Raw genomic sequence first — 12,069 nt, forward strand, 5'->3', positions numbered from 1 at the left:
GACCCGCACCGCGCCTCCCGTCCGTGCGCACGTCCAGGGCGGGACCCGCCCCGCGCGCGTCGCCGTCGGTCAGAGCGCGGCGATCTCCGCGTCGCGGAGGCCGATGCTGCGGAGGTACCCGTCCACCGAACCCCACCGCCGCTCGACGTGCTCGATCACGGTGGTCATGATCTCCGGGACGCAGCGGTGCCCGATCGCCGTGGCCTCGGCGTCCGTGCTCGCGGCGCGCTCGGCGGCGAACCGCTCGACGAGCCCCGCGGCGCTGGCTGCGTAGTCCTCGCCGACGGCGTCTTGGTCCGCACCCCAGTGCCGGGCGAGCAGCGCGCTCACGATGCCGGTCCGGTCCTTGCCGGCCGCACAGCACACGAGCACGTCGCCGTCGGCGGAGGCGATCGCCCGCAGCGCCGCGGCGATCCCCGACCGGTGGCGGTCGAGCCAGTCGATGTACTGGTCCTCGAGCTGGACGGCCTCGGCGGCGGACTCGATGCCCGAGGACGGGTCGAAGAGCGGCACCGAACGGTACGCGGGCGTGGCGGCGAGCGGGTGCGGCAGTGCCTCGGTCTCGTCCACGCGGCGGAGGTCGACCACGGTGGCGAGGCCCGTCGGGTACGCGGCCGGGAGGACCTGCTCGGTGTTCGCCCGGTAGACCGTGCGCCGGCGGCCGTGCTGGAGGCCGGGGCCCCCGACCTCGCGGAGGTTCGTCAGCGTGTTCGACGTCGTCGTCATGCCCCTACTCTGCCCGACGCGGGTGGTGCCGGGCGGGCTGCCCCGCCGCACGTCGATGCGAAGCGACATCGTCGACGTCGTACGACATCGGCGTGGTCGTTCCTTGCGCGCGCGGGCTGTTGCGGGCGCGGCACGGCGACATCGTCGCTGTCGTACGACATCGACGTGGTCGCTCGTTGCGCACGCCGGCCGTTGCACGCGCGGGTGGTTGCTCCCGCGGGCTGTTGCGCACGCCGACTGTTGCGGGCGCTGCGCGGCGACATCGTCGCTGTCGTACGACATCGACGTGGTCGCTCGTTGCAGACGCCGGCCGTTGCACGCGCGGCCCGACGACATCGTCGCTGTCGTACGACATCGACAACGTCGTTCCGAGTCCGCGCGCACCGAGCACCCCTCGCCCGCCAGCACCGAGCACCCCACCTCGCCCGCCAGCACCGCGCACCCCACCCCATGCCCGCCCGCACTGAACACCCCGCCCACACCCCCCACCCCCGCACACACCAACGGGCCCCGCGCTGCTGCCTGCGCGGGGCCCGTCGTGACGGTCGTACCGGAAGAGCTACCGGACCGAGACCGGCGTCTCGTCGCGCTCCTCGTAGAGGACGTAGCCCTCCTCGCCGTGGACCGCGGTGTCGATGCCGGCGACCTCGTCCTCGGTCTTCACGCGGAAGCCCATTGTCTTCTCGATGATCCAGCCGATGACGAACGCGAGGACGAACGAGTAGACCCCGACGGCACCGGCAGCGGCGGCCTGCTTGCCGAGCTGCGCGAACGACCCCGAGTAGATCAGGCCGGTGTCGTTGGCGAAGATGCCGAGGTAGAGCGTGCCGAAGATGCCGCCGACCAGGTGTACGCCGACGACGTCGAGCGAGTCGTCGAAGCCGAGGCGGTACTTCCAGTCGATCGCGAAGCAGCAGACGATGCCCGCGAGGAAGCCGAGCAGGATGCCCCAGCCCGGGGTGAGCGCGGCGCAGGCCGGGGTGATCGCGACGAGACCGGTGACGGCACCCGATGCGGCGCCGACCGAGGTGGCCTTGCCGTCCTTGAGCTTCTCGACGAGCAGCCAACCGAGGATCGCGGCGGCCGGGGCGGCGAGGGTGTTGACCCAGGCGATCGCCGCGATGCCGTCAGCGGCACCCTCGGAACCGGCGTTGAAGCCGAACCAGCCGAACCAGAGGATCGCGGCACCGAGCAGGACGAAGGGCGGGTTGTGCGGCTTGTGCGCACCCTTGGCGAAGCCGACGCGCTTGCCGAGGACGATGGCCAGCGCGAGCCCGGCCGCACCGGCGTTGATGTGGACCGCGGTGCCACCGGCGAAGTCGATGACGCCCCAGACCGGAGCCCAGCCGGAGGTGAGGTTGAACACCCACGAGGCGACCGGGAAGTACACGACCGTGACCCACACACCGGCGAAGACCATCCACGCGCCGAACTTGGCACGGTCGGCGATGGCACCCGAGATGAGCGCGACCGTGATGATCGCGAAGGTCGCCTGGAAGCCGACGAACGCCATCGTCGGGTAGGCGAAGTCGTCTGCGCTGGACTTGGCCTGCTCGAACGCCTGGCCGAGACCGATCAGGTTCCAGTCGATGCTGAAGAACCCGACGACACCGGACACGGCCGTGCCGTCACCGTGGTTCGCGAACGCGATCGCGTACCCGTAGAGGACCCAGAGCACCGCCACGAGGGCGATGGCCCCGAAGGACATCATCATCATGCTGATGACGGACTTGGCCTTCACCAGACCGCCGTAGAAGAACGCCAGGCCCGGTGTCATGAACAGCACGAGTGCCGCCATGATCAGCAGGAAGCCGGTTTGGCCCTGATCAAGCATTGTTCACCTCTCGATTGCACCAGCGGCTCTTGGTCCGCGTCGGGTGTGACCGAGTCTGGCGAGGCGAGGTTTCACGAGGGAGCACGAAGTGTTTCGCGGGTGTAACGCGACGGCCCTCCGTGTAAACGTCGTGTTTCGGCCGTCGGGCAGTCCCCTGGACGGGGGCCACGAGTTCTCCCGGTCCGTCCGGACGGTGTCCGACAGTCGTCGCGGAACGCGGCCAGGAGGCGCGGCGCGGCAGGGCAGCGCGCCGTCGCGGACGACGGGCGGCTCAGTCCACGGCGCGGGTCAGCGCCACGACGCGGCTCGCCGCGCGCAGGTACTTCTTGCGGTACCCGCCGTCGAGCATCGACTCGGGGTACACCTGGTCGAGCGGGGTCCCCGAGGCGACGATCCGCACCTGCGCGTCGTACAGCCGGTCCACCAGGGCCACCCAACGGAGCGCGTCGGTCTGGTCCGTGAAGGGCTGCACGTCCGTGAGCCCGACGGCGTCGAGGTCCTCGACCATCGCGACGTACTTGGACGGGTGTACTGAGGCCAGGTGCGCGACCACCGCCCGGAAGTCGTCGAGCGTGACCCGTCCGCCGGGCAGCGCCGCGGCGACGTCGGGGACCACGGCGGCGGACTCGTCGACCGCTCGACGGCGGAAGTCGAGTCCGTCGATGCGCATGGTGTCGAAGCGGTCGGACATCGCCTGGATCTCGCGCAGGAAGTCCTGCGCCGCGAAGCGCCCCTCACCGAGGGCGCCGGGCGGCGTGTTCGACGTGGCGGCGAACCGGGTGCCCGTCTCGGTGAGCTCCTTGATGAGCCGCGTCATGACCATCGTGTCGCCGGGGTCGTCGAGCTCGAACTCGTCGATGCACACCAGGGCGGTGCCGCGCAGGAGGTCGACGGTGCCCTGGAACCCGAGGGCGCCGACGAGCGCCGTGTACTCGATGAAGGTCCCGAACGTCTTCCGACCGACGGCGGCGTGGTACGCGGCGGCGAGCAGGTGCGTCTTGCCGACGCCGAACCCGCCGTCGAGGTACACGCCCGACCGGGCGGACGCGTCAGCGGCAGCAGCACGACGACGACCGAAGAGCCCGCGGCGCGGTGCGGCCGACTCCGGGCCGGAGGCGACGAAGGCCTCCACGGCGTCGCGCACCTGTGCTTGCGACGGGTACTCGGGGTCCGGGCGGTACGAGGCGAAGGACGCGTCCGCGAACTGGGGCGGGGGGACGAGTGCGGCCGCCATCTGCTGCGGGGTCACCTGCGGGTCGCGGTCGACGAGGTGGTCGGGCAAGGGGGGACCTTCCGGGAAGCATGTCGTGCACTGTCACGTTGCCGATGGGGACGGTACGTCCGCGTACCGTTGCCAGCAGGCACCGAGGACCGACTCTAGTCCCGGCGCCCTGCGCACCAGCACCCACGAGGAGGATCCCATGACCGCTCCGGTCGACACGTCCGAGAAGTTCACCGCCTACGCCCACCCGGAGCGGCTCGTCTCCACCGAGTGGCTGCAGGAACACCTGGACGCCGGCACCCCGGACCTGGTGGTGGTCGAGTCGGACGAGGACGTCCTGCTCTACGAGACTGGGCACATCCCCGGCGCCGTGAAGATCGACTGGCACACCGACCTCAACGACCCGGTGCAGCGCGACTACATCGACGGCGAGGCCTTCGCCGCGTTGCTCGGATCCAAGGGCATCGGCCGCGAGACCACCGTCGTGCTCTACGGCGACAAGAACAACTGGTGGGCCGCCTACGCCCTCTGGGTGTTCTCGCTGTTCGGCCACGAGGACGTCCGGCTCCTCGACGGCGGCCGGGCGAAGTGGATCGCCGAGGACCGTGCCCTCACCACCGACGCCACCGAGGTCACCCCGGCGGAGTACCCCGTCGTCGACCGGATCGACACCGAGATCCGCGCGTACAAGGACGACGTGCTCGCCCACCTCGGCAAGCCGCTGATCGACGTCCGCAGCGCCCCGGAGTACGCCGGCGACCGCACGACCGCCCCGGACTACCCGGAAGAGGGTGCCCTCCGCGCAGGCCACGTCCCCACCGCCGTGAACATCCCGTGGGCGACCGCGGCGGCGCCGGACGGCACCTTCAAGACCCGCGAGGAGCTCGACGCGATCTACCGCGAGGGCGCCGGCATCGGCGACGCGGACGAGGTCATCGCGTACTGCCGCATCGGCGAGCGGTCGAGCCACACCTGGTTCGTGCTGCAGCACCTGCTCGGCTACGAGAGCGTCCGCAACTACGACGGTTCGTGGACCGAATGGGGCAGCGCGGTCCGCGTCCCCATCGCCGTCGGCAGCGAACCGGGTACGATCACCGACCGATGACCGACGAACTCCCCCAGTCCCTCGCCGATATCCGCGACGACTTCCTCGAGCTCTCCCAGCAGGACCGCCTGCAGCTGCTGCTCGAGTTCTCGAACGAGCTCCCGGCCCTGCCCGAACGCCTGCAGGGGCACGAGGACGAGCTCGAGCGCGTCGAGGAGTGCCAGTCCCCCGTCTTCATCACGGTCACCGTGGGTGCGGACGGCGACGCGCCCGGCATCGTCCGGATGCACGCCACGGCGCCGCGCGAGGCACCGACCACGCGCGGCTTCGCCTCGATCCTCGCGCAGGGGCTGTCCGGCCTGACGGCCGAGCAGGTCCTCGCCGTGCCGTCCGACTACCCGCTCACGATCGGGCTGAGCGAGGCGGTCAGCCCGCTGCGGATCCGCGGCATGGTCGGCATGCTGGGCCGGGTGCAGCGCCAGGTGCAGGCGCGGGTGGCGGTCTCCTAGACCCGCACCGCTGTCGGACGGGAGGTGGGCCCCACCAGCCGGTACCGGCGCACCGCGCCAGCGGGGTGGCGGCCGTGCCTGGAGGGACGGCGCCAGCTGGCACCGCGCCTCCTGGCCGTCACGGGGTCGCGTCTATCGCCGGTGGGTCGCGCTGGTCGGCTGCACCACCTCGGTCAACCACGCGAGGATGCGGGCGTCGAACCAGTCGGCGTCGTGGTTCCAGAGCTTCGTGTGCCGAGCGGTCGTCTGCACCTCGAGCCGCACGATGTCGGGCCGGGCCTCGGCGAGGGCGTGCGACGCGGAGGACGGGACGAACCCGTCGTCGTCGCTGTGCATGAGCAGGATCGGCACGTGCAGTTCGTCCGCGCGCGCGACCATGTCGAGCTGGCGCAGGTCGACGGGCTGCCGGAGGCCCGTGAGCCGGTGCAGGACCGGCGTCCGGAGGAGGCGCTGCGCGACCTTCCGGACCGGCCGTGGCAGCCGGAGCAGCTGGCTCTGCGACTTGAGCACCGCGTGCCAGTCGACCACCGGCGACTCGAGCACGACGCCGTCGACGAGGTCCGCGAAGGCCGAGCGCACCAGGGTCTGCAGCACGACCGCGCCGCCCATCGACCAACCCATCAGGACGACGCTCGAGGCACCCTGGCCGGAGAGCCACCGGAGGACCGAGTCGATGTCCTCCCACTCGGTGCTGCCGAGGCCGTAGCGACCGTCGACGCTCCTCGGGGCGACGCCGTCGTTCCGCCAGCTCGCCAGCACCACGGAGTAGCCCGCCGCCCGGAAGACCGGCACCGCGCGGATGGTCTCGGCACGGGTCACGCCGCGACCGTGCACGAGGACGGACCACGGCGCGTCCGGGTCGTCGGCGCGGACCACCCACGCCGGTGCCGGGCCGTTCGGGGTGGGGACGTCGACGTCCTCGACCGGGACGTCGAGCTCGCCCGGGGTCAGGTAGAACCACCCACCCCAGCGACCTCGGCGGGCGGCCGTCGGATCGCCCGCGTCGATCGCGATGATGCGACGGGTGACGGTCGTGTCGGTGGTCCCGAGGACCTCCCCGACGCGCATGTGCCCCGTCCCGCCACCGAACCAGAGGCTGTAGCGGCCCTGCAGTTCGGTGTCCGCGGTGCGCTCGAGCGTCACCGTCATCCGGACGGGGTCGACGGCGTGGATCGGGACGCGCTCGGTGCGCTTGCGGTCGGGGACGACGACCGCGCGGGCCACCGCCGCGACGAAGCCACCGATCACGGCGGTGGCGACGGCCGCCGCCGCGACGCCCGCCCCCAGGGCGACGACCCCGGCCGATCGTGCGGTCCCCTGGACGGCGTCCTCGGCGGGTCGCACGGATCGGGACATGCTCCGGAGCCTAGTCTGCATTCGTGTCCGAAACCCGAGAGCCCGACGCCTTCGCCCGGCTCCGTGCGTTCGTGGCGTCCGGCGGCGCGCGAGCCGAGACGACCGTCACCGAGATCCCCTCGCCGTCGCGCATCGCACCGTTCTCGATCGCCCTGGCGGCGGACGTCTCGGGGGCCGCGCACGGCATCGACTCCGACCTCGGGACGGGCCGCTTCATCGCCCTGCACGACCCCTCGGAGCCGGAGGGCTGGGGTGGCGCGTTCCGCATCGTGACCTTCGCCCAGGCGCCGCTCGAACCCGAGATCGGCGTCGACGAGTTCGTCGCCGACGTGACGTGGAGCTGGCTCGTCGACGCGCTCGCCGCGCACGGTGCGACCTACGACCACGCCTCGGGCACGGCGACCAAGATCATCTCGCGCGGCTACGGCGACCTCGCGGCGCAGGGCGACGGGGCGCAGCTCGAGCTGCGGGCCTCGTGGACCCCGCGCGGGGACGACCTGACCGCGCACGTCGAGGCGTGGGAGGAGATCGTGGCGATGCTCGCCGGTCTGCCGCCCGCGTCGGACGGCGTGACCCTGTTGGCCCCGAGGAGGCTCGCACGTGACTGACCCCGCATCCCCGGCCTTCGAGGAGGGCCACGCGACGGTCCACGTGATCGAGTCGCGCTCGGAGTTCGAGGCCGCCGTCGCCGCGATCGCCGCCGGCCACGGTCCCGTCGCCGTCGACGCCGAGCGCGCGAGCGGCTACCGGTACTCGCAGCGCGCCTACCTCATCCAGGTGTTCCGCCGGGGTGCCGGGTCCTTCCTGTTCGACCCGATCGCGATCGGGTCGTTCGCGGAGTTGCAGGCCGCCATCGTCGACGAGGAGTGGCTGTTCCACGCCGCCTCGCAGGACCTCCCGTGCCTGCAGGAGGTCGGCCTCGTCCCCTCCCGCATCTTCGACACCGAGCTCGGCGCCCGCATCGCCGGGTTCCCCAGGGTCGGCCTCGGCGCCGTCGTGGAGCAACTGCTCGGCATCACGCTCGCGAAGGCCCACTCCGCGGCGGACTGGTCGACCCGACCGCTCCCGCAGTCGTGGCTCGTGTACGCGGCGCTCGACGTCGAGCTGCTCCCCGACCTCCGTGACGCACTCGCCGAGCAGCTCGACGCCGCCGGCAAGTCCCGCATCGCGGAAGAGGAGTTCGCGGCCGTCCTGACCCGGGCGCCCAAGCCGCCGAAGGCCGAGCCGTGGCGCCGACTGTCCGGCATGCACGCCCTCCGCGGTTCCCGCGCGCTGGCCATCGCCCGGTCGCTCTGGAACGCACGGGACGCGTACGCCCGCGAAGCCGACATCGCGCCGGGTCGCACCATCCCGGACTCGGCGATCGTCGCGGCCGCGGCGGCGAACCCGGCGTCGAAGGGCGAGCTGAGCGGGGTGAAGGCCTTCACGGGCCGTGCGAGCCGGTCCGAGCTCGACCGCTGGTGGGCCGCCGTCGAGGAGGGCCGCACGACCGAGGACCTCCCCCGCCTCCGTTCCGCGGGCGAGCCCTCGCTGCCGCCGCCCCGGGCCTGGGCAGACCGGAACCCGGCAGCCGACCGCCGCTACAAGGCTGCACGCGCCGCGGTGGTGCAGCGTGCCGAGGAGCTCGACCTGCCCGTCGAGAACCTCCTCACCCCGGACACCCTCCGGACCGTTTCCTGGGAGCCGCCGACGCCGATCGCCACCGAGACCGTCGGTGCCGTGCTCGCCGCGCACGACGCGCGCCCCTGGCAGGTGGAGGAGACGGCGTCGATCATCGCGCACGCCTTTGTCGCTGCTGCACAGGAGCCTGCTGCTGAGAGCAACACCGAGTCGTAGGAACGCCCCAACGGGCATGCGTCCGCACAGGCTCGGGGCATAGCGTCGACCGTGCACGCCGGGTCGGACCCGGCCGGGCGGGGCGGAACGCGCCCAGCCTGATCAACGAGGATCTGGAGGCCCAGATTGCCAAAGGCAGCAGACGTCGTCTTCGTCGACGGAGTCCGGACACCGTTCGGACGAGCCGGTGAGAAGGGGGTGTTCTGGAAGACCCGCGCGGATGACCTCGCGGTGCACGCGATGCGCGGGCTCCTCGACCGGAACGCCTCGTTGGACGGGGCCGCGGTGGACGACGTCGCCGTGGCGGCCACGACGCAGCAGGGCGACCAGGGGCTCACCCTCGGCCGGACGGTCGGGATGCTCGCGGGCCTCCCGAAGACCGTCCCCGGGTACGCGATCGACCGCATGTGCGCCGGTGCCATGACGAGCGTCACGACCCTCGCCGGCGCCATCGCGTTCGGTGCGGCGGACGTCGCCATCGCCGGCGGCGTCGAGCACATGGGTCGGCACCCGATGGGGTTCAACGCCGACCCGAATCCGCGCTTCGTCGCCGAGCGGATGGTCAACGGCGACGCCCTCGTGATGGGCAAGACCGCCGAGCGGCTGCACGACCGTTTCCCCGCGATCACGAAGGACCGAACGGACGCCTACGCCGTGCAGTCCCAGCAGCGCTACGCCGCCGCGTGGGCAGCCGGCAAGCTGCAGCCCGACGTCGTGCCGGTCGAGGTCAACACGGGCGAGGGCTGGGACATCGTCTCGAGCGACGAGCCGCCCCGACCCGGGACCACCCTCGAGGCGCTCGCTGCGCTGAAGACGCCGTTCCGTCCCCACGGGCGCATCACCGCCGGCAACGCGGCGGGGCTGAACGACGGTGCCACCATGAGCCTCATCGCCTCGGAGGACGGGGCGAAGCAGCACGGGCTCCCGACGAAGATGCGAATGGTCTCCTTCGCCTTCGCGGGTGTCGACCCCGAGGTGATGGGCATCGGCCCGGTGCCCGCGACCGACAAGGCGCTGGCGAAGGCCGGACTGTCGATCGACGACATCGGGCTGTTCGAGATCAACGAGGCGTTCGCCGTCCAGGTGCTCGCCTTCCTCGACAACTACGGCATCGCCCAGGACTCGACGAACGTGAACGCCTGGGGCGGCGCGATCGCCGTCGGGCACCCGCTCGCGTCGAGCGGCGTCCGCCTGATGACCCAGCTCGCGGCCCAGTTCGCCGAGCGCCCGGACGTCCGGTACGGCATCACGACGATGTGCATCGGGCTCGGACAGGGCGGCACCGTCATCTGGGAGAACCCGAACTTCAGCAAGTCCGCGGCACGGAAGGCGGCGTGACCATGACCATCGTCGACAACGACCGGCTCCTCGCCCTCAGCGAGGACGAGGTCGTCACCCACTCCTACCTGAAGCACGTCGCGCTGCCGTCCGGTGGCACGCTCGCGCTCATCACGCTCGACAACGGCAAGGACTACAAGCGGCCGTCGACGCTCGGGCCGCGCACACTGCACGAGCTCTCCGGGGTGCTCGACACGCTCCGGACCGAGGCGACCGCGGGGACGATCCAGGCCGTGGCGATCACCGGCAAGGAGTACTGCTTCGCCGCGGGCGCCGACCTCAGTCAGGCCGCCTCGGTGCCGTCGCGGGACGTCGCCCACGACCTGGCGGCCCTCGGACACGCCACGCTCCGGAAGCTGTCCGACCTCGGCGTCCCCTCGTTCGCGCTCATCAACGGGATCGCGCTCGGCGGTGGCCTCGAGATCGGACTGCACTGCACCTACCGGGCGTTCTCGTCGGCCGCGCAGGGGATCGGGCTCCCCGAGGTCTTCCTCGGCATCATCCCGGGCTGGGGCGGGGCGACGCTGCTCCCCCGCCTGATCGGCCCCGAGAAGGCGCTCCGCGTCATCGTCGAGAACCCGCTCAAGAACAACCGGCTGATGGACGGGCCGGCCGCGGTCGAGCTCGGCATCGGCGACGCGCTCATCCCCTCGGTCACCTTCCTGCCGTCCTCGGTGGCGTGGATCGACGGCGTCGTGTCGGGTCGTACCAAGGTGGTGCGGAAGAACGAGCCCGGCATGCTCGAGAAGGCCGCCTGGGGCACGGTCGTCAAGGTCGCCCGCAACCAGGTGGCGTCGAAGATCGGCACGGTCCCGAAGTCGCCGTTCCGGGCCCTCGACCTCGTCGCCGCCGCTCGTGGCGGGAGCCTCGACGAGCGGTTCGCCGACGAGGACGACGCCCTGGCCGACCTCATCTCGGGCGACCAGTTCGCCGCGTCGATGTACGCGTTCGACCTCGTGCAGAAGCGCGCGAAGAAGCCGGTGGGCGCCCCGGCCGACGTCTCGCCGCGCCCCGTCACGAAGGTCGGCGTCCTCGGCGCCGGACTCATGGCGTCCCAGTTCGCCCTGCTGTTCGCCCGACGGCTGGGCGTCCCCGTGGTGATCACCGACGTCTCGCAGGAGCGGGTCGACGCGGGAGTCGCCCGGATCAGCGCCTCGGTGCAGGAACTCCTCGCCAAGGGACGCATCTCCCCCGACGACGCGAACCGCATCACGGCCCTCGTGTCCGGATCGGTGTCCTACGACGCGTTCGCGGACGCCGACTGGGTGATCGAGGCCGTCTTCGAGGAGATGAGCGTCAAGCAGGACGTCCTCCGTCGCGTCGAGGCCGTCATCGCACCCGACGCCATCCTCGCGACGAACACGTCGTCCCTGTCGGTGTCGGAGATGGGATCGGTCCTGTCCGACCCGTCGCGGTTGGTCGGTTTCCACTTCTTCAACCCCGTCGCGGTGATGCCGCTGCTCGAGGTCGTGCGGACCGGTTCGACGTCGGACGAGACGATCGCCACCGCCCTGGCGGTCGCGAAGACCCTCAAGAAGACCGCGATCATCACGGCCGACCAGCCGGGCTTCGTCGTGAACCGCGTGCTCGCCCGGGTCCTCGGCGAGGCGATGCGCGGTGTCGAGGAGGGCACGCCGTTCGACGTCGTCGCCCAGGGCGCTGCGCCGCTCGGCCTGCCGATGTCGCCGTTCGAGCTGCTCGAGCTCGTCGGGCTGCCGGTCGGCGCGCACGTGCTCGACTCGCACCACGCGGCGTGGCCCGAGCGTTTCTACCCCGGTGACGGGCTGAAGAAGATCGCCGAGTTCGGTCACATCCTGACCCGCGACAAGAAGGGCACCGCGACCGGGTACGACCCCGCAGCCGTGAAGCTCGTCGCGCCGTCGAAGAAGGACGCGAAGCCGGTCGACGCCGCCGAGATGCAGCGCCGCTTCGAGGACGCCCTCGCCGACGAGCTGCACCGCATGCTCGAGGACGAGGTCGTCCAGCACGTCGAGGAGATCGACCTCGGGCTCATCCTCGGCGCCGGCTACCCGTTCCAGGCCGGTGGCATCAGCCCGTACCTCGACCGCTCCGGTGCCTCCGAGCGCGTCTTCGGCGGGACGTTCCACGAGCCGCTGATCGTCGGGCCCGCCTCGCACTGACCCGGCCGCTCGCCCCTGCAGGACGGAGGTCACCCCGAACCGCGGCTCGCCGCGGTTCGGGG

At 71.8% G+C, this 12,069-nt stretch carries 10 protein-coding genes; 6 read left to right on the forward strand and 4 right to left on the reverse strand.

Annotated features, from left to right (window positions below; genetic code table 11):
- Positions 1-69 precede the first annotated feature (69 nt).
- From Q7F20_RS15395 to zapE, 3 genes are all read right to left on the reverse strand, one after another.
- The gene (locus Q7F20_RS15395) at positions 70-726 is read right to left on the reverse strand and encodes a tyrosine-protein phosphatase (RefSeq protein WP_305740947.1); all 657 of its coding nucleotides are present in this window, start codon (positions 724-726) and stop codon (positions 70-72) included.
- Between the two features lie 559 nt (positions 727-1,285).
- Positions 1,286-2,560: an ammonium transporter gene (locus Q7F20_RS15400; RefSeq protein ID WP_305740948.1), complete on the reverse strand. Its 1,275-nt coding sequence runs from the start codon at positions 2,558-2,560 to the stop codon at positions 1,286-1,288.
- Positions 2,561-2,831: 271 nt separating this feature from the next.
- On the reverse strand, positions 2,832-3,794 hold the full coding sequence (zapE, locus tag Q7F20_RS15405; protein ID WP_305740954.1) for a cell division protein ZapE: 963 nt from the start codon (positions 3,792-3,794) through the stop codon (positions 2,832-2,834).
- Positions 3,795-3,981: 187 nt separating this feature from the next.
- Between zapE and Q7F20_RS15410 the strand changes: the two genes are divergently transcribed.
- Both Q7F20_RS15410 and Q7F20_RS15415 read left to right on the forward strand, forming a co-directional pair.
- The gene (locus tag Q7F20_RS15410) at positions 3,982-4,887 is read left to right on the forward strand and encodes a sulfurtransferase (RefSeq protein ID WP_305740949.1); all 906 of its coding nucleotides are present in this window, start codon (positions 3,982-3,984) and stop codon (positions 4,885-4,887) included.
- Positions 4,884-5,336, forward strand: coding sequence for a SufE family protein (locus Q7F20_RS15415; protein ID WP_305740950.1), 453 nt, complete (start codon positions 4,884-4,886; stop codon positions 5,334-5,336). The genes Q7F20_RS15410 and Q7F20_RS15415 overlap by 4 nt, the downstream gene beginning before the upstream one ends.
- A 132-nt stretch (positions 5,337-5,468) precedes the next feature.
- Here Q7F20_RS15415 and Q7F20_RS15420 read toward each other — a convergent pair whose 3' ends face one another.
- Entirely contained in the window at positions 5,469-6,692 is a 1,224-nt protein-coding gene (locus Q7F20_RS15420) for an alpha/beta fold hydrolase (protein ID WP_305740951.1), read from the reverse strand.
- Between the two features lie 23 nt (positions 6,693-6,715).
- Between Q7F20_RS15420 and Q7F20_RS15425 the strand changes: the two genes are divergently transcribed.
- The 4 genes from Q7F20_RS15425 to Q7F20_RS15440 all read left to right on the forward strand — a co-directional run bounded on the left by Q7F20_RS15425 (position 6,716) and on the right by Q7F20_RS15440 (position 12,007).
- The gene (locus tag Q7F20_RS15425; protein ID WP_370871704.1) at positions 6,716-7,300 is read left to right on the forward strand and encodes a DUF3000 domain-containing protein; all 585 of its coding nucleotides are present in this window, start codon (positions 6,716-6,718) and stop codon (positions 7,298-7,300) included.
- A complete protein-coding gene (locus tag Q7F20_RS15430) occupies positions 7,293-8,528 on the forward strand; it encodes an HRDC domain-containing protein (RefSeq protein ID WP_305740952.1) in 1,236 nt (411 codons plus the stop codon). The genes Q7F20_RS15425 and Q7F20_RS15430 overlap by 8 nt, the downstream gene beginning before the upstream one ends.
- A 126-nt stretch (positions 8,529-8,654) precedes the next feature.
- Positions 8,655-9,866: a thiolase family protein gene (locus tag Q7F20_RS15435; RefSeq protein ID WP_305740953.1), complete on the forward strand. Its 1,212-nt coding sequence runs from the start codon at positions 8,655-8,657 to the stop codon at positions 9,864-9,866.
- 2 nt (positions 9,867-9,868) lie between these two features.
- Entirely contained in the window at positions 9,869-12,007 is a 2,139-nt protein-coding gene (locus tag Q7F20_RS15440) for a 3-hydroxyacyl-CoA dehydrogenase NAD-binding domain-containing protein (RefSeq protein ID WP_305740956.1), read from the forward strand.
- The last annotated feature ends 62 nt before the right edge of the window (positions 12,008-12,069 follow it).

Source organism: Curtobacterium sp. A7_M15 (genome assembly GCF_030705415.1).
Taxonomy (GTDB): Bacteria; Actinomycetota; Actinomycetes; order Actinomycetales; family Microbacteriaceae; genus Curtobacterium.

Excerpts from the sequence above, each read along its gene's own strand:
- zapE (WP_305740954.1), bottom strand. The coding sequence starts at position 3,794 with ATGGCGGCCGCACTCGTCCCCCCGCCCCAGTTCGCGGACGCGTCCTTC.
- Q7F20_RS15415 (WP_305740950.1), top strand. The coding sequence starts at position 4,884 with ATGACCGACGAACTCCCCCAGTCCCTCGCCGATATCCGCGACGACTTC.
- Q7F20_RS15440 (WP_305740956.1), top strand. The coding sequence starts at position 9,869 with ATGACCATCGTCGACAACGACCGGCTCCTCGCCCTCAGCGAGGACGAG.
- Q7F20_RS15420 (WP_305740951.1), bottom strand. The coding sequence starts at position 6,692 with ATGTCCCGATCCGTGCGACCCGCCGAGGACGCCGTCCAGGGGACCGCA.
- Q7F20_RS15400 (WP_305740948.1), bottom strand. The coding sequence starts at position 2,560 with ATGCTTGATCAGGGCCAAACCGGCTTCCTGCTGATCATGGCGGCACTC.
- Q7F20_RS15395 (WP_305740947.1), bottom strand. The coding sequence starts at position 726 with ATGACGACGACGTCGAACACGCTGACGAACCTCCGCGAGGTCGGGGGC.
- Q7F20_RS15410 (WP_305740949.1), top strand. The coding sequence starts at position 3,982 with ATGACCGCTCCGGTCGACACGTCCGAGAAGTTCACCGCCTACGCCCAC.